We start from the raw sequence: 25998 nt of genomic DNA, 5'->3' as shown, positions 1-25998 counted from the left end.
CGTACCGTCCGGGGTGTCCCGCCGTCGCGGGCACCCCGGCCCGGCGGCCGTTACCGCGTCGCCGGCCTCGGCGGATTGGTCAGGGTCTGGATCAGGTTCGATGTCGCGATGCCGGTCAGCACACCCACGACGGCGAGCCCGACCATGACCGGCGGCAGCAGGGGTGTCGCCGCCGCCAGACCGGCCAGCAGGAGCAGCCCGACCAACCGGGCCCGGTTCACGTGGGCGAAGACGGTGTAGTCGAGCAGCGCCCGCCCGACCAGGAAGAGTGCCGGGCCGCCGAGAATGACCGCCGCCAGGGCCGGCGGTGTGTCACCGAACGGGCGACGGATGACGAGTTGACTGGCGACCGAGGTGCCGACGATGCCGGCCACCATGACCAGGTGGACGAAGGCGGTGACCTCGCTGAGCCGGGCCGGGTTGGCGGCGCCGGCGATGGTGCCGGTCATCAACTGCCCGGCCCGGTAGATGTAGATCCGCCAGATCAGCACCGTGGTCGTGAAGACCACCACCAGGGCCACCGCCCGGTCCCGGGTGTAGCGACCCTCGCTGAACTCGCTGCCGACGAGGAAGAGCGACGCCCCGAGCGCGACGATCACGAACTGCCGGTAGCGCTCGGCGACCCGCTCCCCGACGCGCCGCGGTTCCCGGGGCGGCCGGTGCCACGCCCAGGGGGTGGGCCAGCCGAGTACGACGCCGAGGTATTCGACCGCGAGCGCGACCGCCCAGAGCATCGCCCGGGTCCCGGCGTTCGTCTGGAGTCCGCCGACGATCCACGGTACGGCGGCGACCGCCTCCCAGAGCATCGTCCGGTGGGTGCGGGTGCGCGCCGCGCCCGACGGGACCAGGGTGTAGTAGAGCCCGCTGCCGAAGTGGATCGTCAGGTAGGTGACGGCGAACAGCAGCCCACCCTTGTGGTACGCCTCCGGCACCGTACCGGCCAGCAGCAGGCTGCCCGCCATCACGCCGACGATCTGCGGCACCACCGTCGGCCGGGTCAGGTCCAGCAGGTCACCGGCCCAGGTGGCGAGCGCCCAGATCAGCGTGAACGCCAGGAACAGCACCAGGGCCCGACCGGTACCGCCCCAACTCAGGTCCTTGAGCAACTCCTCGGCGACGACGATCAGCGCGAAGATGTACGCCAGGTCGAAGAAGAGCTCCAGGTACGTCGGACGGGTCGGATCGGGCCGGGCCGAGGCGGGGGCGGGTTCACCTGCCTCGCCGCGCATCGCCATCGATCCGCTCCGTTTGACTCCCGGCACGCGCCCGTCCGACGGCACCGCTGATTCTCTTCAACCTGTCCGAGCCGGCCCGGCACGTCACCGCCCCGAGACTAGAGGTTTCGCGCTCTGATAACGCCGGGTTTTGTAGGTTTAGAGGCAGTCGGGAGTCCGGCCGCGCCGCGTGCGAGCCGATGCCTCAGGGAGGTTGGCAGGAGGCCAGAAAACCCGTGACGACCAGCGAGTTGCCGAGGATCCTCCGCCGGCGCGGCGAACCCGAGTACCCGACCTTCCTGGAACTCTTCTTCGACCTGGTCTACGTGTTCATGCTCTCCCGGCTCTCGCAGGGGCTGGCCGCGGATCCCAGCCTCCGCAACGCGGCGCAGATGGCCGTGCTGCTGCTCGCGGCGTGGTGGGTCTGGGTCTTGACCGCGTGGCTCACCGACCTGTTCAATCCCCGGCTACCGGTGATCCAGGCCCTGGTCCTCGTCGTCATGTTCGGCACCCTGGTGATGGCGGTCACCGTACCGAGGGCCTTCGGCGAGTTGGGCTTCGTCTTCGTCGCGGCGTACTTCGGCATCCACCTGGCCCGGGGCGCGGTACTGATCCCGGGTACCCGGGTGCATCGGGCGATCCAGGCCCGCAGCGTCCGGGTCTTCTTCTGGTTCGTCGTCACCGCCGGGCTGTGGGTCGGCGGCGTGTTCGCCGAGGGTACGGCCCGATTGGTGCTCTGGGCAGCGGCGGTCGCGGTGGACCTCGGATCGGCCCGGTTCGGCTGGCCCACCCCGCGACTCGGTCGCACCGAGCTGGCCAGTCAGATCTTCACCGGTAACCACCTGGCCGAGCGGCATCGGGAGATCTTCCTCATCGCGCTCGGCGAACTGATCCTGACCGCCGGCACCGGTCTCGCCCTACCCCGCACCGGGGAGATTCGGCTCGCGGTCTGCGCGGTGGCCTTCGGCAACGCCGTACTGCTGTTCCTGCTCTACTTCCACCGCATTGAGCAACTGCTGTCCCCCGGGAACGTGTCGTCGGTGGAGCGGGTCCGGCCGGGCACCTCGACCTCGTACACCCACCTGGTGATGGTGGCCGGCACCGTGGTGGTGTCCGCCGGCACCAACCTGGTGCTCGGCAGTCCGCTCGGTCCGGCGCCGGTGGCCTGGATAGTCACCCTGCTCGGCGGCCCGGCGCTCTTCCTGCTCGGCACCTGCCTGTTCGACTACGTGGTGACCGGCCGGATCTTCCGGCCCCGCCTGGTCGCGATCCTCACGCTCGTCGCGATCGGCCCCGCGATGCCGCTGCTCCCACCGCTCGGGATAATGGTCGTGGCGAACCTGGTCCTGCTGGTCACCCTGCTGGCCGAGTTGACCGTGCTGGGGCACCGGCTGCCCGGAAGCCCCCGACCGGCCTGACCGACCCGTCCCGACCGGCACGGGATGGCGATCGCCCGCTGCCCGGTTCGGATGCGGGGCCGCCCGCTACGGGCGGCCCGACTCCGGCAGTACCTTGGCGATCACCTTCGCCAACGCCCGCAGCGCCTTGCCCCGGTGGCTGATCGCGTCCTTCTCCTCCGGGGAGAGTTCGGCGTTCGTCCGGTCCTGCCCGTCGGCGAGGAAGATCGGGTCGTAGCCGAAGCCGCCCTCGCCACGGGGCGCCCGCAGCAGCCGTCCGGTCTGCCGGCCGTCGACCAGGTGCTCCTTGCCGCCCGGCAACACCAGGGCCGCCGCGCAGACGAAGGCGGCGCCCCGGTGCTCGTCGGGTACGTCCGCGATCTGCGCGAGTACCAGCTCCAGGTTGGCCCGGTCGTCGCCGTGCCTGCCGGACCAGCGGGCGCTGAACACCCCGGGCATGCCATTCAGGGCGTCCACCGCCAGCCCGGAGTCGTCGGCGATCGTCGGCAGGTTGCTCCACTTGACGCCTTCGCGCGCCTTGAGCAGGGCATTCTCCCCGAAGGTCAGTCCGGTCTCCGGAACCTCCTGGTACTGCGCAACGTCGGCCAGCCCGACGAGCTGGATGCGCTGCGGGCCGAGGGCGTGGTCGAGGATCCGCTGGAGTTCGGTCAGCTTCTTGGCGTTCCGGGTCGCCAGCAGCACCTTGGTCATTCGGCCAGCGCCTTCCGCTGGACGTCGGTCAACTCGGCGCAGCCGAGCACACCGAGGTCGAGCAGCGCGTCGAGCTGCTCGCGGGCGAAGACGCCGGCCTCGCCGGTCCCCTGCACCTCGACGAAATCCCCGGTGCCGGTGCATACCACGTTCATGTCCACCTCGGCCGCCACGTCCTCAAGGTAGTTCAGGTCGAGTCGCGGCTCACCCTCCACCACGCCGACGCTGACCGCCGCCACCGACCGGTGCATCACTTTCGCCGGCTTGCCGGCCAACGCCTTCCGCTCGGCCAGCCAGCTCACCGCGTCGTGCAGCGCGACGTACGCCCCGGTGATCGCGGCGGTCCGGGTGCCGCCGTCGGCCTGCAACACGTCGCAGTCCAGCACGATCGAGTTCTCGCCGAGCGCCTTCAGGTCGATGCAGGCCCGCAGGCTCCGGCCGACGAGCCGAGAGATCTCGTGGGTACGGCCACCGATCTTGCCCCGGACGCTCTCCCGGTCCGAGCGGGTGGTGGTGGAGCGGGGCAGCATCGAGTACTCGGCGGTGACCCAGCCCAGGCCGGAACCCTTGCGCCAGCGCGGCACCCCTTCGGTGACACTCGCCGTGCAGAGCACCCGGGTATCACCGAACTCGACGAGTACGGATCCCTCCGGATGGATGCTCCAGCGTCGGGTCAGGGTCACCGGTCGGAGTTGGTCGGGCCGTCGCCCGTCAGGTCGCGCCATCCCCGCAGCCTATGTGCTCGCCCGATCGCGCCGTCCGAGGGTGCCCCGGGCGTCCGCGTTCCGGGTCCGCACCGGGCGGGTCCGGCGGATCGGTCCGCCGGGGTGCAGATCTCGGGACTAGACCTCGTACCGGGCGCCGGGCCGGACCACCTCGACCGGGCCGGCAAAGGCGGAGAGCGCCGCCTCGTGGGTCACCGCTTCACTGCCCCAGGCGGCGACCAGATGGGTCAGCAGCAGCTTGCCCACCTCCGCCTTGGCGGCGGCCTCGCCCGCCTCGCGCCCGGTCAGATGCAGGTCGGGTGGGTTCTCCACCCCGTCCAGATAACTCGCCTCGCAGAGGAACAGGTCGGCGCGGTGGGCCAGCCGGAGCAGCGACTCGCAGGGGGCGGTGTCCGAGGAGTAGCAGAGCGACCGGCCGCCGTGCTCCAGCCGCACCCCATAGGTTTCCACCGGATGGTTGACCCGGTCGACGGTCACCGCGAACGGCCCGATGGGGAACGTCCCGGGTTGCAGGCCGTAGAAGGTGTAGACGTCGTCCAGCAGGCCCTCGTCCAGGCTGTACGCGTTGGCGAGCCGGTCCGGCGCGCCACTCGGGGCGTACACCGGCAGCGGCGGGTAGGGGCCGTCCGGGGCGTACCGCCGCACCACTATGTACGGGACCGCGTCGAGGATGTGGTCGCCGTGCAGGTGGGTCAGCAGGATCGCGTCGACCGCCTTCAGCCCGACATAACGTTGTAACGCGGAGAGCGAGCCCGAGCCGAAGTCGAGCAGCAGCCGGAAGCCGTCGGCCTCGACCAGGTAGGCCGAACAGGCCGCTTCGGGGCCCGGGAAACTGCCCGCACAGCCGAGGATGGTCAGTCGCATCAAGTCGCCCCGCCATTACAGATGGTCACGGACAGCCCGGCGCCCAACGCGTAAACGATCAATGCCGGAAGGTCTGTCACGGTGCGCAGCCTACGCCGCGACACCTGGGCACAAGAAAGATCTGGGTACAGTTGTCGTCAACGTGACATCCGGTCTGGGCGACCCCGCCCGGTACGGGTTAGACGCCGCAAACGGCCCGACCGTTACGTTCCGTCACCTTCGGCGGGCATGTCGGTATCCGCTTTCGGCCCCGCCGAAGGCACCCTCGGTCACCGCCGCCTACAGGCAGCACCAGCAGTAGAGACTGCCGCCGCCGGCCCGCGCCGCCCGGGCCAATGCGGACAGGTCGACGATGGCCGCCGCCAGCAGTTCCGGGTCGGGCTCGAACGGGTTCGCCGGTCAGGCCCAGAGCTGGCCGTCCAGCGCGTCCTCGGCGTCGGCGAGGGTGCCGCCGTAGGCGCCGGTCGACAGGTATTTCCAGCCGCCGTCGGCGACCACGAACGCGACGTCGGCCCGCCGGCCGGCCTTGACCGCCTCGTGCGCCACGGCGAGCGCGGCGTGCAGGATCGCCCCGGTGGAGAACCCGGCGAAGATCCCCTCCACCTCGACGAGCTGCCGGGTACGCAGCACCGCGTCCCGGGTACCGACCGAGAAGCGCCGGGTCAGCACTCGGGCGTCGTACAGCTCCGGGACGTAGCCCTCGTCGATGTTGCGCAGCCCGTAGACCAGTTCGCCGTACCGGGGCTCGGCGGCGACGATCTCGATCTCGTCGACCTTCTCCCGCAGATATCGCCCGGTCCCCATCAGGGTGCCGGTGGTGCCCAGCCCGGCGACGAAGTGCGTGATCGTTGGCAGGTCGTGCAGCAGCTCCGGACCGGTGGTCTCGTAGTGCGCCTGCGCGTTGCCCTGATTGCCGTACTGGTAGAGCATCACCCAGTCGGGGTGCTCGGCGGCGATCTGCTTGGCGGTCGCCACCGCCTGGTTGGAGCCGCCGGCGGCCGGCGAAAAGATGATCTCGGCGCCGTACATCCGGAGCAGTTGGACCCGCTCCGCCGAGACGTTCTCCGGCATCACACAGACCAGCCGGTAGCCCCGGAGCTTCGCCACCATGGCCAACGAGATCCCGGTGTTTCCGCTGGTCGGCTCAAGGATCGTGTCGCCGGGCCGGAGCCGGCCGGCCCGCTCGGCCTCGCGGACCATGAACATCGCCGGCCGGTCCTTGATGCTGCCGGTCGGGTTCCGGTCCTCCAGCTTCGCCCAGAGCCGCACCGGCGGTGCCCCGTCGGGCACCGTCGGCGACAGGCGGGGCAACCCCACCAGCGGAGTACCGCCGCACGCGTCGAGCAGGCTCTCGTACCGCGTCATGGCGGCCTCCTCAGCGGGCGGCGGGCGAGGCGGGCACCGACGTGCCGTGCCCGAAGATCGCGGCTGCCGCGGCGAAGCCGAACGCGCCGCCGGCCACGGCCGGCAGGATGGTGACGGTGTCCCCGTCGGAGAGCTTGGCGTCCAGTGCGCCGAGGAACCGGACGTCCTCGTCGTTGACGTAGACGTTGACGAAGCGGTGCAGTGCACCCTGCTCGGTGACCAGCCGGCCACGCAGGCCGGCGTATTTGCCGTCCAGGTCGGACAGGAGTTCGTTGATGGAGTCGCCGGACCCCTCGACGACCTTGGCGCCGCCGGTGTAGCTGCGCAGGATGGTGGGGATGCGAACCTCGATGGCCATGACTGATGTGCTCCTTGGAACGACGGAGTTGGGGAACGGACTACGAAAACGGCTGCTGAGCTGCGGAAGTCAGCGGCCGGAACACTCGTAGTCGACCGTCGCCGGGCTCTGCCCGAACATGTACGACTGCACGGCGTTCGGGTCCACCGTGGCGTCGACGACCCTGACCGGCTCCTCGGTCACCACCCCGTCCACGATCCGGAACGAACGGATCTCCTCGGTCTCCGGATCACGCGTGGAGACCAGCAGATAGTGCGCGCCCGGCTCTCCGGCGAAGGAGATGTCGGTGCGGGACGGATAGGCCTCGGTCGCGGTGTGCGAGTGGTAGATGACCACCGGCTCCTCGTCGCGATCGTCCATCTCCCGCCAGACCCGCAACTGCTCCATCGAGTCGAACTCGTAGAACGTCATGGACCGGGCGGCGTTCACCATCGGGATGTGCCGGGTCGGGGTGTCGGCGCCGGTCGGGCCGGCGACCACGCCGCACGCCTCGTCGGGGTGGTCCCGGCGGGCGTGCGCGACGATCGCCTCGACTATCGACCGGTCGATGCTCAGCACAGGCCCCAGCCTACCGCCTGTCGGCCCGGCCGGGAGCGGTCGACCTCGGCCGACCGGAGTGGCCGACCTCACGTGATCCCACGTGGCGGGTGGTGCCAGCCTGTGACAGAAAGAGTGCGACGGGAACGGCCCGGTCGCGCCGGGCCGCCGGCCGGGTGTCCGAGTGGAGGAGGCAGTGCGATGAACCCACGCCGCATCGGGAGCACCGAGGTGAGCGCCATCGGTCTCGGTGGCATGCCGATGTCGATCGAGGGACGGCCGGATGAGGAGCGCGCGATCCGTACCGTCCACGCCGCGCTGGATGCCGGCGTCACCCTGATCGACACCGCCGACGCCTACCACCTGCACGCCGACGAGGTGGGGCACAACGAGTCGCTGATCGCGAGGGCGCTCGCCAGCTACGGCGGGGACACCTCCGGGGTACTGGTCGCCACCAAGGGCGGGCACCTGCGCCCCGGCGACGGGAGCTGGTCGGTGAACAGCTCACCGGACTACCTCAGGAGCGCCTGCGAGGCGTCCCTCAAGCGGCTCGGGGTGGAGGCGATCGGGCTCTACCAGCACCACCGCCCCGACCCCAAGGTCCCGTACGCCGACGCGATCGGCGCGATCCGGGACCTGGTCGACGCCGGCAAGGTCCGGATGGCCGGCATCTCCAACGCCAACCCGGAGCAGATCAGGCAGGCCCGGGAGATCCTCGGCGACCGACTGGTCTCGGTGCAGAACCAGTACTCCCCGGCGTTCCGCAGCTCGGAGCCGGAGCTGGCGCTCTGCGACGAGTTGGGACTGGCCTTCCTGCCCTGGTCCCCGCTGGGCGGGATCTCCCGGGCCGGCGAGCTGGGCAGCCGGTTCGCGCCGTTCGCCGAGGTCGCCGCCGCCCGGGGCGTCAGCCCGCAGCAGGTCTGCCTGGCCTGGCTGCTGGCCAGGTCGCCGCAGGTGATCCCGATCCCCGGGTCGAGCCGGCCGGAGACGATCCGGGACTCGGTGGCCGCCACCGAACTCCAGCTCGACCCGGACGAGCTGGCCGCCCTCGACCGGGCCTGAACCGCCCGGACGGACCCGAACCGCACCGAACCGGCGCCGGCGCACGCGCACGAAGCGCGGCGCCGGCGTGGGCGGTCAGTCGGCGAGCTTGCCGTCGATCAGCGCGGTGAGCAGCGACTCCTGGAGATAGCCCAGGTAGGCGTAGATGGAGAGCTGGAAGACCCGGGTCGAGGTGGGGTCGTGCAGCACCGCGTCGTCCAGCTCGTCGCCAAGGTCGGTGTCGGCGGAGATGTCCAGGCGTACGCCCATCGCCAGCCGGGCGTCGTTGAGGGCCCGCAGCCACGCCTCGGCGGCCTCCGCGTCGAGGCGTACCTCCCCGCCGGTCACCGGGGGCAGCGCCGCGAGTACCGCGCCCGCCTGGTCGATCTTGCCGGTCTTCAGGTCACCCTCGGTGTACTGCCGGAACTCGGCCGAGTCACCCGGGCTCTCCGGGTAGGTGTCCGGGAACAGCCGCCCGACGACCGGGTCGGAGTGGTCGAAGCCGTCGGTGAGCAGGCCGACCACCTCGGAGGCGACCTTGCGGAGTACCCGCACCTCGTCGGCGGCGAACGTGGCGACGCAGTGCTCGCCCTGTCGGCGAAACGTACTCACGCCCGGTCCACCGTCGCCCACAGCCCGTACGCGTGCAGTTGGGACGCGTCGTGCTCCATCCGCTCGCGGGCGCCGCTGGACACCACCGCCTTGCCCTTGTTGTGCACGTCGAGCATCAGCTTCTCGGCCTTCTCGTGGCTGTAGCCGAAGAGTTTCTGGAACACCCAGGTCACGTACGACATCAGGTTGACCGGGTCGTCCCAGACGATCGTCACCCATGCCCGGTCGGCGACCGGCACGTCTTCGGTGTCCGGCGCGTCGACCGGTGCAACCTGTGGAGCCGCCATGCCCCCATCGTGCCACCGTCGAAGGCGTAGCGAGGAACCGGAACGCCGCCCGGGCGCGAACCGGGCTCGTTCAGGCGAGCAGACGACCGTGCCGGACCGCCTCGGCCAGCACGTCGGTGAGCGAGTCGGCGACCGCCTCGAACCGCCGGGACACCTCGCGGCACAGCTCCAGCTCGGTCTCCCGCAGCGCCCGGCCGAGCCAGGACCGCGCCTGGATCGGATCGGCCCGGAACGGATTGCGCCAGTACTGGTAACAGCCGCCGGAGAGGCCGACCCCGAGCGGCGGCAGGATGGCACCGGCGGTACCGCCGGGATAGGCCGCCAGCGCGCCGACCGCACCCAGCCCGAGTACCGTCTCGACCTCGCCGGTCTCCCGGATCAGCAGTACCCGGTCGAAGTCCCGGGCGGCCCGGTCGGCGGCGAGTCCCCAGCCGACCGCGGCGGCGGCACGCAGCCGTACGCCCTCGTCCGGCACCCCGCCGAAGACCAGGGCGAGCGACTCGCCGAGCATCTTGTCCACACCCGCGTCGCAGGCCGCCACCACCTCCAGCGACAGCGCCTCGACCTCCCGGTCGAGCAGCCCGGGCAGTCCCGGTACGCCGGCACCGCCGACCACCTCGCGCACGCAGCGCAGATGGATGGCGGCAATCTCCAGTGCGATGTCCCGGCGGAGCTGGTGGGCGAGGCCCCGGGACCGCCGCTCCAACCGGTCGGCCCAGTCGGAGGTCCGGGCGGCCGGCGCGACCGGAACCGTCCGAGTGGCCCCGGGCGCGACCGGCGGGGTGAGGCTGGCCCGGCGCAGCCCCTCGGTGCTGGCCCAGTCGATCAGGGCCCGGCGCAGGTAGGCAGTGTCGGCGGCGGCCGGATCGAGGTCGATCCAGTCCACTCCGGCGAGCGCGGGCACCGCGGCGACCAGGGTGGCCCGGCGCGCCTCCAGCCAGCCTGCCGACGACCCGTCGGCTGCCGGTACCTCTGCTACGTGTGCGGCATGATCCCGGAGGCCGTCGTCCTGACCGGGCACCGCGATCCCGCTGACGGTGGCCGCCGGGGAACCGGTGGAGTACGCCGGTGTGCGCCCGATGGCGTCCGCCGGACCGCACCCGGCGGCGGCACAGCAGTCGGCGGCGCCCGGGGTGCCGACCAGGAAGACCGCGGCCTCCTCCGCCACCTCGGCGAGCAGGTCCAGCTCGGCGGCGGCGACCGGCTGGTCGTCGGGGAGTACGTAGAGCAGCGCGCCGCCCCGGCGCACGGCGTCGCGGACCACCCGGATGCCGGCCACACCGAGCGTGCCGGTGTCCGGCGCGTCGACCAGGGTGAAGTGCCGCAGCAGCGGGTCGGGCACGGTCAGCTCGACCCGGCGCGGCGGGCGGGCCAGGGCCGGGCCGGCACCGACCGGCTCCGGCCGGTACTCCCGGAAGGAGCGCAGCCCGGGCACGTAGGCGGCGCCGCCGACGGACGGCGCGTAGTCGACCACCAGGAAGCTGCCCGCCGGGACCCGCAGCGGTGGCGCGGCGGCGCCGAGCAGTCCGGCGAGTACGGCCCGGCGGTCCTCGCCGGACGGCCCGACCGTGATCACGGCGAGCGGTTCGTCGGGTGGGGACTCGACCAGCGCCGGTTCGTCGCCCGGCGGACGGCGGGGCGTCCGGGTGCCGGGTGCTCCCGGCGGCCCGGAGACGGGGAGCGACCGGAACTCCATCGCCGTCTGCACCTCCCAGCCGACCGGAACACTCCGGCCGGACCGCTGCCGTCGGCGAAGCTCGACCGGTGTACTGGCCGAGGTCCCGCCGAATATCGGAACGCTACGTGTCGATGCCCGTACGCTACGAGCACCAACGATACTCATGGATGGCCACGCGGCTACTCAAATTCGTTGAGTCACCAAGCGCGCGCGGATGGCACCCGGTCTATATGCTGCCCGGATGGGGCGGTGGAGCTTCGTTGGTCGAACGGATGAACTCAACCGGTTGGTGAGTGCCGCCACCAGCCCGGGAAGCCGAGGCATCTTCTTCAGCGGCACCGCCGGCGTCGGCAAGAGCCGCCTGCTCAGCGAGGGGCTGGCGACGCTGCCCGCGCACGGCTGCGCCGTCTGGTCCGCCTCCGCCAACATCGCCACCACCGGCATCCCGTTCGGCGGGCTCGCCCAGGTGCTCCCGACCGACCAGCCCGCCGGCCTCTCCCCGGCCGGCATCATGCGCTGGGCCGTCGACGCGCTGCACCAGCAGGCGGCCGGCCGGCGGATCGTGATCGGCATCGACGACGCGCACCTGCTCGACCCCTCCTCGGCCGCTCTGGTCTATCTGATCGCCCGCTCCGACAACGCGACGGTGCTCGGCACGCTGCGCAGCGGCGAGGCGGTGCCGCTACCGATCCGCGCGCTGTGGACGGACGACCTGGTCGACCACGCCGAGCTGGCCCCGCTGCCCCCGGGCGACAGTAACGACCTGCTCACCGCGATGCTCGGTGATCCGGTGGACGCGCCCTCGGCGGACCGGCTCTACCGGCTCTCCGCCGGCAACGCCCTGATGCTCCGGGAGCTGGTCATCGCGGCGGCCGCCAGCGACGAACTGACCCGGACGTACGGCGTCTGGCGGTGGACCGGCCGCAGCCAGCTCCCCGCCAGCCTCGACGAGCTGATCGACGCCCGGATCGGCCAGCTCGACCCGGGCGTACGCGCGGTGGTCGAACTGGTCGCGATGGGCGAGCCGATCGGGCTGACCCTGCTGCACCGGGCGACCGACGGCTCCAGCGTGGAGACCGCCGAGGAGCGCGGCCTGATCCGGGTCGACGTGCACGACCGCCGCTCGGACGTCCGGCTCGCCCACCCGCTCTACGGCGAGGTGGTCCGGCGGCGCTGCCCGGTCACCCGGGCCCGCCGGCTCAACGCGCACCTCGCCGAGCTGGTCGAGCGGGCCGGCACCCGGCGCCGCGACGACCTGCTCCGGGTGGCGGTCTGGCGGCTCGACTCCGGCACCGCGCAGGATCCGGCCCTGCTGCTGCGCGCCGGCGGGCAGGCGTTCAGCCAGTTCGACGTGCCGCTCGCCGCCAGGCTGGCCCGGGCCGCCCTGCAGGCCGGCGGCGGCTACCAGGCCGCCGAACTGCTGGCCACCATCCTGATGTTCGGCGACCAGGCCGAGGAGGCGATCCGGGTGCTCGACTCGGTCGCCGACCAGATCTCCTCGGACGAGCGGCGCAGCCGCTGGCTGACCGTACGCGGCATGGTCTCGTACTGGGGACTCGACCGGGAGTCGACGGTGGCCGAGATCGCGGCGGACGCGGCACGGTTGACCGATCCCGCCGACCGGGCCCGGGTGGTCGCCTTCGAGGCGATCATGCGACTGCACCGGCTGGAGTGCGCCGCGGCGCTGCGGCTGAGCCGCTCCGTACTGGACCGGCCGGCCGCCACGGTGGCCGCCCGGGGCCTGGCCCGGTGCACCATCGCGCACCTCCAGGCCGCCCGGGGCGAGCTGACGCTCAGCGGCCGGGCCGTCGACGGGGTGGCCGCCGAGGCCGCGCAGTGGCGGGCCGAGATGCCCTACCTGCAACTGGCGCTGGAACTGGCCCGGGGCACCCGGCTGGCGCTCGCCGGCGACCTGGCCGGGATCGACGCGATCGTCGCCGCCGAGTTCGCCGACCTGGCCGACGCTGGCGACTTCCGGCTCGGCTCCGGCTATCTCTCGATCCTGCGCGCCCAGGCGGCCCGGCTGCGCGGCCAGACCGGTGAGGCGCTGCGGACCAGCCTCGGTGCCTGTGCCGTCCTCGCCACCAGCCGGGTCTTCGCCGGGCTGGCTCACGCCGAGCGGGCCCAGGCGGCGGCGATGCGCGGCGACGTCGACTCCGCGGTCGAGGCGATGGCCGAGTCGGACCGGTCGCAGACCTCCGGGATGGCCGTGCTCTACCCCTGGCTCGAACAGGCCCGGGCCACCGTGCAGGCCGCCACCGGCGACCTCGGCAGCGGCGTGGGCACGCTCCGCGAGCTGGTACACCGGCTCCAGGCGGACGGTTTCGCCGGGCACGAGGTGCTGGCCCTGCACGACCTGGTGCGGTTCGGCCGGGCCGACATCGAGGTCGGCGAGCCGACCGTCACCGGCCGGCGGCGGACCGCGGCCCAGCGGCTGACCGAGCTGAGCGAGACGGTCGACGGCCCGCTGCCGGCGCTGATGGCCCGGCACGCCCGGGCCGAGTACGGCCACTCCGGCGACCAACTGCTCGCCGTCGCGGAGGGCTTCGCCAAACTCGACCTCAACGTCTTCGCGGCCGAGGCGACCAGCCGGGCGGTGACCCGGCTCCGGGCGGCCCGGTCGAACCGGTCGCACGAGGCGAACCTGCGACTTGCCGGGCTGCTCCGGCGCTGCGACGTGCTGCGTACGCCCGCACTGTCGGTACGCCAGCCGGCGCTGACCGAGCGGGAGCGGCAGATCGCCAGGCTGGCCGCCCGGGGGCTGGCCAGCCGGAACATCGCCGAGCAGCTCTACATCTCCACCCGCACCGTGGAGAACCACCTCCAGCGGGTCTACAACAAACTCGGCGTGGCCGGTCGCGGGGAACTGTGGCCGGCGCTGAAGGCGATACCCGAGCAGGAGAGCGATCCCGACCGCTGACCCGGACCCGCCACCGGGTGACGAGGTGACCGGCGACCGGCGGCGGCGCGGCACGCTTAGGCTGGCGTGGTGCACAGTTCCCGCCCCGCGCTGCTCACCGACCACTACGAGCTGACCATGGTCAGCGCCGCCCTCCGGGACGGCACCGCCGACCGGCACTGCGTCTTCGAGGTCTTCACCCGCCGGCTGCCGACCGGCCGCCGCTACGGCGTGGTCGCCGGCACCGCCCGGCTGGTCGACCTGCTGGCGGACTTCCGGTTCGACGAGGCGGACGTCGCCTTCCTCCGGGACAGCGGAGTGGTCGACGAGCCGACCGCCGAGTGGCTGTCGAGATACCGGTTCAGCGGCGACATCGACGGCTACGCCGAGGGCGAACTCTACTTCCCCGGCTCGCCGATCCTGACCGTCTCCGGCACCTTCGCCGAGTGCGTACTGCTGGAGACGCTGACGCTGTCGGTGCTCAACCACGACTCGGCGATCGCGGCGGCGGCGGCCCGGATGGTCACCGCGGCCCGCGGCCGTACGCTGATCGAGATGGGTGCCCGGCGGGCCAACGAGGAGGCGGCGGTGGCCGCGGCCCGGGCAAGTTACCTGGCCGGATTCGGCTACACCTCCAACCTGGCCGCTGGGCAGCGCTACCGGATACCGACCGCCGGCACCGCCGCGCACGCCTTCACACTGCTGCACGACGACGAGCCGACCGCGTTCGCCTCGCAGGTCGCGGCGCAGGGCAAGAGCACCACGCTGCTGGTCGACACCTACGACATCGCCCAGGGCATCCGGAACGCGATCGCGATCGCCGGGCCCGATCTGCGGGCGGTGCGGATCGACTCCGGCGACCTCGCGGTGCTGGCTCAGCACTCGCGGGAACTCCTGGACTCGCTCGGCGCCACCGAGACCAAGATCATCGTCTCCGGCGACCTCGACGAGTACGCCATCGCCGCGCTCGCCGCCGAGCCGGTCGACATGTACGGCGCCGGCACCGCCGTGGTGACCGGCTCCGGCGCCCCGACCGCCGGGCTGGTCTACAAGCTGGTCGAGGTGGAGGGCCGCTCGGTGGTCAAGCGCTCCGAGCACAAGGCGACCGTCGGCGGGCGCAAGGTCGCCGTCCGGCGGCACAAGCCGAGCGGTACGGCGACCGAGGAGGTCGTCGTCTCGCAGGGCGCACCCGCACCGCAGCCCGGTGACCGGGCGTTGCAGCGGCGGTACGTCACGAACGGCGAGCCGGAGCCACTGCCGAGCCTGACCGAGTCACGGGAGCACCTGCGGCAGTGCCTGATCTCCATCCCCTGGGAGGGACTCAAGCTCTCGGCGGGTGACCCGACCATCCCGGTCAGCGTCGTCTCCGCCGACCAGCCGGAAGGGTAGCGATGAGCCGAGCGTTGATCATCGTCGACGTGCAGAACGACTTCTGCGAGGGCGGATCCCTCGCCGTGGCCGGCGGCGGCGCGGTGGCGGCCGGGATCTCCCGGCTGCTCGCCGCCGTCCCGGACCGCTGGGAGCACGTGGTGGCGACCAAGGACCACCACGTGGATCCGGGCGCGCACTTCGGTGACCCACCCGACTACGCCTCCTCCTGGCCCCGGCACTGCGTCGTCGGCACCGAGGGCGCGCAGTTCCATCCGGACCTGGCCACCGAGCGGGTCGAGGCGGTGTTCCGCAAGGGCGCGTGGGCGGCGGCGTACTCCGGCTTCGAGGGCAGCACCGCAGACGACGAAGGGCTGGCCGACTGGCTGCGACAGCGCTCGGTCGACACCGTCGAGTTGGTCGGGATCGCCACCGACCACTGTGTCCGGGCGACCGCGCTGGACGCGGCCCGGGAGGGCTTCGCCACCACCGTACTGCTCGACCTGACCGCCGGGGTCGACCCGGGAACGACCGATGCCGCGCTGGCCATGCTCCGCGAGGCCGGCGTCACCCTGCACGGCACGCCCCGGGCCGGCGGCAACCCGTAGCGGGTACGTCGTACCGGCCGGGCAGGATGGCCGGGGAGGTGACGTACCCGATGAAGCTCACGCCCTACCGGGATGCCCTGGCGCTGCCCGGGATCCGGCCCCTGATGCTGCTCGCCCTGCTGGTCCGGGTCCCCAAGACCATGACCCTGCTGGCGCTCACCCTCTATGTGGTGGAGCACCTCGGGCACGGGTACGCCGCGGCCGGGCTGGCGGGGGCCGCCATGACGGTCGGCTCCGCGCTCGGCGCGCCGGTGCTGGGCCGGCTGGTCGACCGCCGGGGACTCCGGCCGGTACTCGTGCTGACCACCGTCGCCGAGGCCGCGTTCTGGTTCAGCTCGCCACTCATGTCGTACCCGGTGCTGCTGGGCGGGGCGCTGCTGGGCGGCCTGCTGACCCTGCCGGTCTTCTCGGTGATCCGGCAGTCGATCGCCGCGCTGGTGCCGGCGGAGCGGCGCCGGCCGGCGTACGCGCTGGACTCGATGTCGGTGGAACTGTCGTTCATGGTCGGGCCGGCCGTGGCGGTGTTGCTGGCGACGAGCGTGTCGCCCCGGGCCACCCTGCTGGTGGTCGGCGCCGGCATCGTCTTCTCCGGCCTGGCGCTGGTCTGGCTCGACCCGCCGACCCGGGACGACCGCGAGCCGGTTGCGCCGGGCGAGCCGCCGTCCCGGCGGGAGTGGTTGACGCCCCGACTGGTCGGGATGCTGGCCATCACCACCGCCGCCACCCTGGTGCTCGGCGGCACCGACGTCGCCGTGGTGGCGGTGCTGCGCGCCGCCGACCAGGTGCACTGGACCGGCGTGGTACTCGGCGTCTGGGCCGTCTACTCCCTGGTCGGCGGCTTCATGTACGGCATGGTGACCCGGCCGCTCCCGCCGCTGGTGATCGTCCTGCTGCTCGGGATCTGCACCATTCCGGTCGGGCTCGGCGGTGCCCAGTGGTGGACGCTGGGCCTCGCCCTGCTGCCGGCCGGGGTGCTCTGCGCGCCGGCGCTCGCCGCCACCTCCAACGCGGTGAGCCAGCTCGCCCCGTCCGGTGCCCGTGGTGAGGCGATGGGGTTGCAAAACTCGGCCCTCACGGTCGGACTGGCCCTCGGCGCACCACTGGCCGGCGCGGTCATCGACGCCTCCGAGCCGGCCTGGGGGTTCGCCGCCACCGGCCTGGTCGGCACGCTGCTCGGGCTGGCCGTCCTGCCCGTCGAGTTGCGCCGTCGGCGCGCGGCTGTCGGAGCCGGCCCGACGGCACCGCACGCCGATCGGGCACCGCACGCCGATCCGGCACCGCCACCCGCGCTGCGGACCCCAGCGGGACCCTGAGCGCCGCTCGGCCCGGCGAGGGCGTGACGACCGCCGACTGGACGCGCGACCTTGCTGCACGGCGTCGGCGTCGGACGCTGAGCGCCGCTCGGCGCGGAGTCCGGCGGGCAGACGCGCTCGCGGCCGGCACCGGAGGGTTGCTCCGGGTGCCGGCCGCGAGATCGAAGGGGTGCGCTACCGCTGGTCGATGTTGCTGGCGGTGTCCTCGGTGTAACTGGCGCCGTGGTCGGACTCGCTGGTCAGCGGCTTGGCGCCACCCTCGGGCGGGCCGGCCAGCGACTGCCCGCCGGCAGCCAGCTCCGGGAACTTCGCGTCGAAGGCCGGCCGCTCCGAACGGATCCGGGGCATCCGGTCGAAGTTGCGAAGCGGCGGCGGCGAACTGGTCGCCCACTCCAGCGAGTTGCCGTGACCCCACGGGTCGTTGACCTCCACAACCGGACCGGCCTTGTAGGACTTCCACACGTTGTAGAGGAACGGCAGGGTCGAGATGCCGGTGATGAACGAACCGATCGTGGAGATCATGTTCAGCGTGGTGAACCCGTCCAGCGGCTGGTAGTCGGCGTACCGCCGGGGCATGCCCTCGTTGCCGAGCCAGTGCTGCACCAGGAACGTGGTGTGGAAACCGATGAAGGTCAGCCAGAAGTGCACCTTGCCGAGGCGCTCGTCCAGCATCCGGCCGAACATTTTGGGGAACCAGAAGTAGATGCCGGCGTACACGGCGAAGACGATGGTGCCGAAGAGCACGTAGTGGAAGTGCGCCACCACGAAGTACGAGTCGGAGACGTGGAAGTCGACCGGCGGGCTGGCCAGCAGTACGCCGGTGAGGCCGCCGAAGAGGAAGGTGACCAGGAAGCCGACCGACCAGAGCATCGGGGTCTCGAAGCTGATCTGGCCCCGCCACATCGTGCCGATCCAGTTGAAGAACTTCATGCCGGTCGGCACCGCGATCAGGAAGCTCAGGAACGAGAAGAACGGCAGCAGTACCTGGCCGGTGGCGAACATGTGGTGCGCCCACACGCTCATCGACAGCGCCGCGATCGCGATGGTCGCGCCGACCAGCCCCTTGTAGCCGAAGACCGGCTTGCGGGAGAAGACCGGGATGATCTCGCTGATGATGCCGAAGAACGGCAGCGCGACGATGTAGACCTCGGGGTGCCCGAAGAACCAGAAGAGGTGCTGCCAGAGCATCGGGCCGCCGGTGGCGGCGTCGAAGACGTGCGCGCCGAGGATCCGGTCCGCGGCGAGCGCGAAGAGGGCCGCCGCCAGCAGCGGGAAGACCATGATCACCAGGAGGCTGGTGACCAGGATGTTCCAGGTGAAGATCGGCATCCGGAACATCGTCATGCCGGGCGCCCGGAGCGTCAGGATCGTGGTGATCATGTTGACGCCACCGAGGATCGTGCCCAGACCGGAGATGGCCAGGCCGACGATCCACATGTTCGCGCCGACCCCGGGCGAGTGCTCCACGTTGCTCAGCGGGGTGTACGCGAACCAGCCGAAATCGGCCGCGCCGCCGGGGGTGAGGAAGCCGCCCAGCGCCAGCGTCCCGCCGAACAGATAGAGCCAGTACGCGAAGCTGTTCAGCCGGGGGAACGACACGTCCGGGGCGCCGATCTGGATCGGCACCACGAAGTTCGCGAACGCGAAGACGATCGGCGTCGCGAAGAACAGCAGCATGATCGTGCCGTGCATGGTGAAGAGCTGGTTGTACTGCTCCGGCGACAGGAACTGGAGTCCTGGCCGGGCCAGCTCGGCGCGCATCAGCAGCGCCATCAGGCCACCGATCATGAAGAACGCGAACGCCGTGACCATATACATGATCCCGATCTGCTTCGCGTCCGTCGTACGCAGCAGCCGCGTGAGTGCCGAGCCCTTGACCGGCTGGCGGACCGGCCAGGGCCGGGTCACGATCGGCTTGGGTGCGACGGTGGTCACGAGTGGCCTCCGGTTCTCGTTAGTCCCACTCGGCACGCGCTGTTGATCTGCGAGCCGTACCTCGCAGGCAGAATAGTCCCCGGCAGCGGCGGGTCCGTCCTCGGGTACGCCCCGACCCGCGGGGACCGCCCCACCAGCCCCGCCCGGCACCGCCGCGCGGGGCGGCGGAACCCGCCGTCAGCCGGCTCGGCGCGCGGGCCGCAGCGCCCTGGGCGGGTCGCCGCGGGCGCAGCGCGCTGCTCCGCGCACCGCCCGCTCCGGATCCGTGCCCGCGCCGCCCCGCTTTGGACCATCCGGTCCGCGCACCGTCACGCCGGGTCCACGAGGAGCCGGTAGTGCTCCTGGAAGATCCGGTTGCCCCGGATCCGCAACAGCGGGTCGCGCAGCGGCGGGGGTACGTCCCGGGTCCGGTCGCGGTCGCGGGTCCGGTCCAGCACCCACTTGATCCGGGGCCGGCGCCGGCTCTCGTAGCGGTCCAGCGCCTCGGGCACACTCGCCGACCGGGACAGCGAACGGGCCAGCACCAGCGCGTCCTCCAGGGCCATCGCGGCGCCCTGGGCCAGCGTCGGCGCCGTGGCGTGTGCGGCGTCACCGACCAGCACCACCCGGCCCCGGGACCAGGCGCCCAGTTCCACCTCGTCGGTACGGGTCACCTGCACCTGGTCCATCGCGGCCAGGATGGCCGGCACGGGGCCGCCGTACCCGCCGAACAGTTCCCGTAGCCGGCCCAGCGGGTCGGCCGGTGGCGCGCTGCCGACCTCGTCCGCGTAGCAGTGCAGCCGGCCGGCGCCCATCGGCACCGCGACGAACGCGGCCCGCTCGCCGAGCAGCCCGGTCCAGTCGTCGAGCGGCGGCCCGCCGCTGACCACGCCTCGGTAGCCGACATGCCCCGCCGGCCGGGCCGGGCCGCCGAGCGCGGCCAGCGCGCGGACCGCCGAGCGGCGCCCGTCCGCACCGACCACCAGGTCGTACCCGGCCCGACTGCCGTCGCCGAAGGTGACCGTGACGCCGTCCCGGTGCAGGTCGAGGGCGCGGACCTCGGTGTCGTACCGCACCTCGCCGCCGGCCCCGCTCAGCAGCACCCGGTGCAGGTCGGATCGGGGCAGCGCCCGGCACTCGCCGACCCCCGACCAGAGTTTGTCGAGGTCGACCTCGCAGAGTTCCCGGCCCTGCGCGTCGAGGAACCGCTGGCAGCGGATGACCTGACCGAGCGGTCGCACCGGATCGTCCAGCCCGATCTCCCGCAGCGCCCGCTCGGCGTTGCCGGGCAGGTAGAGGCCGATCTCGGGGGCATCGGTCCCGGACGACCGCTCGGTGACCTCCGGCCGGAACCCGGCGAGCCGGAGGGTACGCGCGACCGCCAGGCCGGCGATCCCCGCGCCGACGACGAGAACGCGCAGGTGGGATGCGGCCATCTGGTGACGCCTCCGGAGGGATCGGCACGCGTTGAAGGCAAGACACTACTCCGCGCTATCGCCTCAACGGAAGATCCGAACGGATGTGCCCAGCTCACGGCCGGGTCGCCGGCATCGGCCACAAGATCTAGCGGGATCGACCCCAAGGACCAGGTGGTCGCGTCGTCAGACGATGCCGGGTCACCGACTCACCTCTGGACCCGGGCACCCGCCCCCCGGACGAGTGCCTCGACCTCCCTGAGACTGGCCATCGAGGTGTCGCCGGGGGTGGTCATCGCCAGCGCACCGTGCGCCGCGCCGTACTCCACCGCGCTGGCCAGGTCACCGCCGGCCAGCAACCGGTAGATCAGCCCGGAGGCGAAACTGTCGCCGCCGCCGACCCGGTCGAGGATCTCCAGGTCGGGCCGGTGGGTCGCCTGCACGAATCCGCTGCCGGCGGACCAGGCGATCGCTCCCCAGTCGTTGACGGTCGCGCTGCGTACGGTGCGCAGCGTGGTCGCCACCACCTGGAAGTTGTCGTACTCCTTGGTGACCGCCTCGATCATCCGCCGGAAGTTCGCCACCTCCAGCTCGGCGAGGGACTCGTCGGTGTCCGGCACCGCGAAGCCGAGCGAGGCGGTGAAGTCCTCCTCGTTGCCGATCATCACGTCGACGTACCGGGCGAGCCGCCGGTTGACCTCCTGCGCCCGGGCCTGGCCGCCGACCGCCTTCCAGAGGCTGGGCCGGTAGTTCAGGTCGTACGAGATCAGGGTGCCGTGTCGGCGGGCGGCGGTCATCGCGGCCTCGATGGTCTCCGGAGTGACCTCGGAGAGCGCCGCGTAGATGCCGCCGGTGTGCAGCCAGCGCACGCCCAGGGTGCCGAAGAGGTGGTCCCAGTCGACGTCGTCCGGGCGGAGCTGACTGGCCGCGGTGTGCCCCCGGTCCGAGGTGCCGACGGCGCCGCGTACCCCGAAGCCCCGCTCGGTGAAGTTGAGCCCGTTGCGGACGCTCCGGCCGATGCCGTCGTACGGCACCCACCTGACGAACGAGGTGTCCACCCCGCCGGTCAGGATCAGGTCCTCCAGCAGCCGTCCCACCTCGTTGTCGGCGAACGCGGTGACCAGCGCGGTACGCAGCCCGAAGCAGCGGCGCAACCCCCGGGCGACGTTGTACTCGCCACCGCCCTCCCAGGCCCGGAACGTCCGTGCGCTGCGTACCCGGCCCTCGCCCGGGTCGAGCCGGAGCATCACCTCGCCAAGCGAGACCAGGTCGAATCGGCAGTCGTCGGCGGAGCGGAGCGTCAGCATGTGCGGACCTTTCGGGCGGGCCGGACGGCGGTCAGCGGTGGAGGGTGCGGCACGGGTGCCAGGTGGGGCGGACCCGGGCCCAGTCGGGCTCAGCCGGCGGAGCGGCTGGCCTCGACGGCGGCGGCGGTCAGCCGGGTGACCTCGTCCCAGCGCCCCTCGGCGAGCAGCGCGGGGGCGACCATCCAGGTGCCGCCGACGGCGAGCACGGCGGGCAGTGCCAGGTAGTCGGCGAGGTTGCCGGTGTTGACCCCGCCGGTCGGGATGAACCGGACCGACCGGAACGGAGCGGCCAGCGCCTTGACCATGCCGACCCCGCCCAGTTGCTCGGCGGGGAAGAACTTGACCGTGTCCAGCCCGGCGTCCAGCGCCATCTGGATCTCGGTGGCGGTGGCGGCGCCGGGAAAGACCGGCAGCCCGCGCCGCTGGCAGTGCCGTACCACCGCGGGTGAGAAGCCGGGGCTGACCACGAACCGGGCGCCCGCCTCGGCTGCCTGGTCGACCTGGGCCGGCGTCAGCACGGTGCCGGCGCCCACCAGCAGGTCGGGACGCTCGGCCATCAACCGGATGGCGTCGGCGGCGGCGGCCGTCCGGAAGGTCACCTCGATGGCCCGCAGGCCACCCTCGGTGAGCGCGGCGGCCAGCGCCGGCGCCGAGCCCGCGTCCTCGAGGACCACGACCGGCAGGATCCGGGTCGTCGAGATGGTCTCTGTTACACCGGCAGTCTGTTCATCATGTTGAACGCTGGTCACATACGCGACCCTACTGCGCTCCTCGACGCTGTCAAGCCGACTAGAGTGGCCGGCATGACGACGGGTACGACCAGCGGCGCGGAGCTCCGGCCGGGCCCGGCCGGCCAGCCCGTACCCGGCCGGTCGGACCAGGCCGGCCCGGCACCGTCCGGCCGGTCGGACCAGGCCGCCCGGACGATGCCGTCCGGCGCCGCTCCGCTCGGCGCGGTCGAGGCGTTCCAGCCGGTGAAGTCGGCCGGCCGGACCCTCGACGTACTGGAGGCGCTGGCCGACTCGCCGCAGCGCCGCTCCCTGGTCGAGCTGGCCCGCGCGCTGGAGATCCCGAAGAGCAGCCTGCACGGGCTGCTGCGCACGATGATCCAGCGCGGCTGGGTGGAGGCGGACCCCACCGGCACCCGGTTCGGGCTGGGCGTACGCGCCCTCCAGGTCGGTGCCGCCTATCTGGAGGCGGACGACGCCACCGGCCTGCTGGCCGGGGTACTCGACGACCTGGCCGGCCAGTTCGGCGAGACCGTGCACCTGGGCCGGCTGGACGGGCCGCATGTCGTCTACCTGGCCAAGCGAGAGTCGGTACACCGGCTGCGGCTGTACAGCGCGATCGGCCGGCACCTCCCGGCGCACGCGACCGCGCTCGGCAAGGTGCTGCTGGCGCAGCGCACCGACGAGGCGGTGGACCGACTGCTGAACTGGCCGCTGCCGGCGCTCACCCGGCACACCGTCACCGACCCGGAACTGCTGCATGCGGAGTTGGCCTCGGTGCGGGACCGGGGCTACGCGGTGGACCGCGAGGAGAACACCGAGGGCATCGTCTGCTTCGCGATGGCGGTGCCGCTGCACTCCCCGGCCGTGGACGCGATCAGCCTCTCCGTACCCGCGACCAGGCTGGACGCGGGCAGCGAGGAGCGGATCGTCGCCGCGCTGCACGGCGCGGTCCGGCAGGTACGGGCCGCCCGCACCCTGCTGGCCGGCGCCTGACCCGGCCACCGCCGCCGGTCGCCCCGCTTTCCGGTACGCCGTTCAGCCCGGCCGCGTTACCGCCATAACCGGCCCATCGACATGAACAACCTCGGGGCGAGCCTCGCCCAGTTGCTTTCCGTTTTCAAGCATGTAAATGTGTCTCTGGCTGCTATGGGAGCGCTCCCTCGCACCACCCCGCCGCACGCCCGGTACCTCGCGGCACCCGCACCACTCCACGGACACCCACCACGCCAAGGAGCATCATGAGACGTTCCGTCCCCGTCTTCGCGGCGGTCGCCGGCCTGCTGGCCAGCGCCGCCATCGCCGTACTCGGCGCCGCCGGCCCCGCCCAGGCCGACGTACAGATCTGCGAGCAGTACGGCTCGACCACCATCCAGGGCAGGTACGTGGTCCAGAACAACCGCTGGGGCACCACCGCCCAGCAGTGCATCAACGTCACCGACACCGGGTTCTCCATCACCCGGCAGGACGGCCAGGGCAACACCAGCGGCGCCCCGGTGTCGTACCCGTCGGTCTTCCTCGGCTGCCACTACACCAACTGCTCGCCCGGGACCAACCTGCCGATGCAGGTGAGCCAGATCAGCAGCGCCAGCAGCAGCATCAACTACAACTTCGTCAGCGGCGCCACCTACAACGCCTCGTACGACATCTGGCTGGACCCGACACCCAAGCGGGACGGCGTCAACCAGATGGAGATCATGATCTGGTTCAACCGACAGGGCTCGATCCAGCCGATCGGCTCCTCGGTGGGCAGCGCCACCGTCGCCGGGCGTACCTGGGACGTGTGGCGCGGCAGCAACGGCTCGAACAACGTCGTCTCGTACCTCGCGCCGTCCCCGATCAACAGTTGGAACTTCAGCGTGCTGGACTTCATCAACGACGTCCGCAACCGGGGTGCCATCACCAACTCGTGGTACCTGACCAGCATCCAGGCCGGCTTCGAGCCGTGGATCGGCGGCACCGGCCTGGGCGTGAACTCGTTCTCCGCGTCGGTGAACGGCGGCGGCAACCCGCAGCCGAGCAACCCGCCCACCGGCCAGCCGAGCAACCCGCCGACCAATCCGCCGGGCGGCAGCTCCTGCCGGGTCGCCTACACGGCGAACACCTGGAACAACGGGTACACCGCGTCGGTCACCGTCACCAACACCGGCTCCAGCGCGATCAACAACTGGTCGCTGACCTACGACCTGCCGTCCGGGCAGCAGGTCGGCAACGCCTGGAACGCCACCGTCACGCAGAGCGGATCGGCGGTGACCGCCCGCAACATCAGCTGGAACGGCAACATCGCACCGGGCGGTACGGCCTCGTTCGGCTACCAGGGCACCTACAGCGGCACGTACTCCTCGCCGACGTCGTTCAGCCTGAACGGCTCCTCCTGCACCCGCGCCTGACCCCTGCCTGACCCACTCCCATCCAGCCGCCCCGTCCCGGGCACAGCTCCGATCGTGTGCTCCTACCACCCCGCCGGGGGGTGGTAGGAGCACACGCCGGACGCCGGTCAGCGGGGGGTGGTGGGGCCGGGGCCCAGGTGGAGGTGGGGGGTGGGGAGGTAGGGGTGGGGGTGCAGCGTGCGGGGGTCGGCGAAGACCACCCGGCTCAGGTCGTGCCCGCCAGGGTCGCCGGCCAGCACACCGGGCACCGCCGACAGCATCGCCGAGCCGGCCGGCGGCACCGTGGGCAGCACACCGGGTTGCCCGGGCGGCAGCACCGGTGCCAGGGCGCAGAAGGCCGCGCGTACCCGGTCGGCGCGGTAGTCGGCCGGATCGTCGGTAGTCCGGAGCAGCACACCGCCGTACCGCAGTGGGCGTACCTCGGCGAAGGCGCCGCTCGCCCGGAGCCGCTCCGGCCCACCCAGCTCGGCGGCCAGTTCCCGGGGGCAGACCGTCACCCACTCGTAGCCGCGCAGGTGCGTACGGCTCAGCTCGGCGGAGGACTCCGCGGACCGGCCGAGCGCCGCGTCCAGCATCGTCGCCGGGGAGAGCAGGCCGGCGTTGACCACGATCTCGCCGTACGCCGGGTCGGTCGCGTCGCCGACCAGCCGGGCCAGCTCGACCAGGGCCGGCAGCACCAGCGGAAGCCCTCCGGACCGCCCCTCGAAGCCGATCGAGATCTGCAGCCGAACGTGCTGCCGACCGGCGAACCGGGCCAGGAAGATGTCCAGTTCGGAGGCGATCGCGGTCGGCGCGACGTCGAACCACCTGGCCGAGAGCTGGGCGAAGTTGTCGGTGATCCCGTCCACCCAGCGTCCCGGCCGGCGCCGCCGTCCGCGCCCGCCGGCGTCCTGCTCGAACGCGGTCAACGAGGTGGCCGGGGCGGCGGCGCCGGCCGGATAGACGAACGGCAGCAGCGCCCGACACACCTCGTCGTGCCACCAGCGGGCGAACGTTCCCAGCCAGCCCGGATCCTCGGCCCGGTCCAGATAGAGCAGCCAGGTGACGAAGTCCGGCTCCGGCCCGTTCTCCTCCGGCCCGGGCTGGCCGAGGCCGCCACCGAGCAGTTGGTCGTACATCCCGCACCTTCCCCTCGCGCCGCCACGGCCGGGTCGACGGCCCCGTGGGCCGGACGGCGCGTACGCGCGGTGCCCCGGGCGGCGGTTGCCGGTCAGGGTAGTCGCTCGGCGACGCGACGGCTCAGCGGCTCAGCCGGGGAATGCGGCGG

At 72.3% G+C, this 25998-nt stretch carries 23 protein-coding genes; 8 read left to right on the top strand and 15 right to left on the bottom strand.

The window, feature by feature from the left end; all coding sequences use genetic code 11:
- Positions 1–50: 50 nt before the first annotated feature.
- Positions 51–1235, bottom strand: a complete 1185-nt coding sequence (locus R6Y94_RS39120; RefSeq protein WP_318401860.1) for a low temperature requirement protein A — start codon at positions 1233–1235, stop codon at positions 51–53.
- A 215-nt stretch (positions 1236–1450) separates the two neighbouring features.
- Here R6Y94_RS39120 and R6Y94_RS39115 point away from each other — a divergent pair, with 215 nt between their 5' ends.
- The gene (locus R6Y94_RS39115; RefSeq protein WP_318401859.1) at positions 1451–2632 is read left to right on the top strand and encodes a low temperature requirement protein A; all 1182 of its coding nucleotides are present in this window, start codon (positions 1451–1453) and stop codon (positions 2630–2632) included.
- Between the two features lie 66 nt (positions 2633–2698).
- On the opposite strand, the gene rdgB is transcribed toward R6Y94_RS39115, so the two are convergent.
- The 6 genes from rdgB to R6Y94_RS39085 all read right to left on the bottom strand — a co-directional run bounded on the left by rdgB (position 2699) and on the right by R6Y94_RS39085 (position 7192).
- The gene (gene rdgB, locus R6Y94_RS39110) at positions 2699–3322 is read right to left on the bottom strand and encodes an RdgB/HAM1 family non-canonical purine NTP pyrophosphatase (RefSeq protein ID WP_318401857.1); all 624 of its coding nucleotides are present in this window, start codon (positions 3320–3322) and stop codon (positions 2699–2701) included.
- A complete protein-coding gene (gene rph / locus R6Y94_RS39105) occupies positions 3319–4047 on the bottom strand; it encodes a ribonuclease PH (protein ID WP_318401855.1) in 729 nt (242 codons plus the stop codon). The genes rdgB and rph overlap by 4 nt, the downstream gene beginning before the upstream one ends.
- A 117-nt stretch (positions 4048–4164) precedes the next feature.
- Positions 4165–4911, bottom strand: coding sequence for an MBL fold metallo-hydrolase (locus R6Y94_RS39100; protein WP_318401853.1), 747 nt, complete (start codon positions 4909–4911; stop codon positions 4165–4167).
- 399 nt (positions 4912–5310) lie between these two features.
- On the bottom strand, positions 5311–6276 hold the full coding sequence (locus R6Y94_RS39095) for a cysteine synthase (protein WP_318401851.1): 966 nt from the start codon (positions 6274–6276) through the stop codon (positions 5311–5313).
- Between the two features lie 10 nt (positions 6277–6286).
- A complete protein-coding gene (locus R6Y94_RS39090) occupies positions 6287–6634 on the bottom strand; it encodes a MoaD/ThiS family protein (RefSeq protein WP_318401849.1) in 348 nt (115 codons plus the stop codon).
- 69 nt (positions 6635–6703) lie between these two features.
- Positions 6704–7192 carry a M67 family metallopeptidase gene (locus R6Y94_RS39085; RefSeq protein ID WP_318401847.1) on the bottom strand — a complete coding sequence of 163 codons (489 nt, stop codon included), beginning with the start codon at positions 7190–7192 and terminating at the stop codon, positions 6704–6706.
- Positions 7193–7372: 180 nt separating this feature from the next.
- On the opposite strand from R6Y94_RS39085, the gene R6Y94_RS39080 reads away from it, so the two are divergent.
- Positions 7373–8233 carry an aldo/keto reductase gene (locus R6Y94_RS39080; protein ID WP_318401845.1) on the top strand — a complete coding sequence of 287 codons (861 nt, stop codon included), beginning with the start codon at positions 7373–7375 and terminating at the stop codon, positions 8231–8233.
- Positions 8234–8308: 75 nt separating this feature from the next.
- Here the strand turns inward: R6Y94_RS39080 and R6Y94_RS39075 are convergent, their stop codons facing one another.
- The 3 genes from R6Y94_RS39075 to R6Y94_RS39065 all read right to left on the bottom strand — a co-directional run bounded on the left by R6Y94_RS39075 (position 8309) and on the right by R6Y94_RS39065 (position 10807).
- Positions 8309–8845: a DUF2017 domain-containing protein gene (locus tag R6Y94_RS39075; RefSeq protein ID WP_318401843.1), complete on the bottom strand. Its 537-nt coding sequence runs from the start codon at positions 8843–8845 to the stop codon at positions 8309–8311.
- Positions 8821–9111, bottom strand: a complete 291-nt coding sequence (gene clpS / locus R6Y94_RS39070) for an ATP-dependent Clp protease adapter ClpS (RefSeq protein WP_318401841.1) — start codon at positions 9109–9111, stop codon at positions 8821–8823. The genes R6Y94_RS39075 and clpS overlap by 25 nt, the downstream gene beginning before the upstream one ends.
- Positions 9112–9181: 70 nt before the next feature.
- Complete coding sequence (locus tag R6Y94_RS39065; protein WP_318401839.1) at positions 9182–10807, bottom strand: hypothetical protein; 1626 nt, start codon at positions 10805–10807, stop codon at positions 9182–9184.
- Positions 10808–11003: 196 nt separating this feature from the next.
- On the opposite strand from R6Y94_RS39065, the gene R6Y94_RS39060 reads away from it, so the two are divergent.
- From R6Y94_RS39060 to R6Y94_RS39045, 4 genes are all read left to right on the top strand, one after another.
- Positions 11004–13709, top strand: a complete 2706-nt coding sequence (locus R6Y94_RS39060; RefSeq protein ID WP_412102981.1) for a LuxR C-terminal-related transcriptional regulator — start codon at positions 11004–11006, stop codon at positions 13707–13709.
- Positions 13710–13778: 69 nt separating this feature from the next.
- Positions 13779–15077, top strand: coding sequence for a nicotinate phosphoribosyltransferase (locus tag R6Y94_RS39055; protein WP_318401835.1), 1299 nt, complete (start codon positions 13779–13781; stop codon positions 15075–15077).
- A gap of 2 nt (positions 15078–15079) precedes the next feature.
- The gene (locus tag R6Y94_RS39050) at positions 15080–15664 is read left to right on the top strand and encodes an isochorismatase family protein (protein ID WP_318401833.1); all 585 of its coding nucleotides are present in this window, start codon (positions 15080–15082) and stop codon (positions 15662–15664) included.
- A gap of 26 nt (positions 15665–15690) precedes the next feature.
- Complete coding sequence (locus R6Y94_RS39045; RefSeq protein ID WP_318401831.1) at positions 15691–16977, top strand: MFS transporter; 1287 nt, start codon at positions 15691–15693, stop codon at positions 16975–16977.
- 174 nt (positions 16978–17151) lie between these two features.
- On the opposite strand, the gene ctaD is transcribed toward R6Y94_RS39045, so the two are convergent.
- From ctaD to eda, 4 genes are all read right to left on the bottom strand, one after another.
- On the bottom strand, positions 17152–18912 hold the full coding sequence (ctaD, locus tag R6Y94_RS39040) for a cytochrome c oxidase subunit I (protein WP_318401829.1): 1761 nt from the start codon (positions 18910–18912) through the stop codon (positions 17152–17154).
- Positions 18913–19220: 308 nt separating this feature from the next.
- Positions 19221–20327: an FAD-dependent monooxygenase gene (locus R6Y94_RS39035; protein WP_318401827.1), complete on the bottom strand. Its 1107-nt coding sequence runs from the start codon at positions 20325–20327 to the stop codon at positions 19221–19223.
- A 188-nt stretch (positions 20328–20515) separates the two neighbouring features.
- Positions 20516–21613 carry a sugar kinase gene (locus R6Y94_RS39030; protein ID WP_318401825.1) on the bottom strand — a complete coding sequence of 366 codons (1098 nt, stop codon included), beginning with the start codon at positions 21611–21613 and terminating at the stop codon, positions 20516–20518.
- 89 nt (positions 21614–21702) lie between these two features.
- Positions 21703–22362 (bottom strand): bifunctional 4-hydroxy-2-oxoglutarate aldolase/2-dehydro-3-deoxy-phosphogluconate aldolase, encoded by a 660-nt coding sequence (eda, locus tag R6Y94_RS39025; RefSeq protein ID WP_318401823.1) that lies wholly within the window; start codon positions 22360–22362, stop codon positions 21703–21705.
- A gap of 54 nt (positions 22363–22416) precedes the next feature.
- On the opposite strand from eda, the gene R6Y94_RS39020 reads away from it, so the two are divergent.
- A complete protein-coding gene (locus tag R6Y94_RS39020) occupies positions 22417–23337 on the top strand; it encodes an IclR family transcriptional regulator (RefSeq protein WP_318401821.1) in 921 nt (306 codons plus the stop codon).
- A gap of 245 nt (positions 23338–23582) precedes the next feature.
- Complete coding sequence (locus tag R6Y94_RS39015; protein WP_318401819.1) at positions 23583–24731, top strand: GH12 family glycosyl hydrolase domain-containing protein; 1149 nt, start codon at positions 23583–23585, stop codon at positions 24729–24731.
- Positions 24732–24838: 107 nt separating this feature from the next.
- Here R6Y94_RS39015 and R6Y94_RS39010 read toward each other — a convergent pair whose 3' ends face one another.
- Positions 24839–25849 (bottom strand): hypothetical protein, encoded by a 1011-nt coding sequence (locus R6Y94_RS39010; protein WP_318401817.1) that lies wholly within the window; start codon positions 25847–25849, stop codon positions 24839–24841.
- Positions 25850–25998: the final 149 nt, after the last annotated feature.

It is taken from the genome of Plantactinospora sp. KLBMP9567 (assembly GCF_033446045.1).
GTDB lineage: Bacteria > Actinomycetota > Actinomycetes > Mycobacteriales > Micromonosporaceae > Plantactinospora.
The sequence above is the reverse complement of the archived record's forward strand: the minus strand, read 5'-3'. Positions and strand labels throughout refer to the sequence as shown.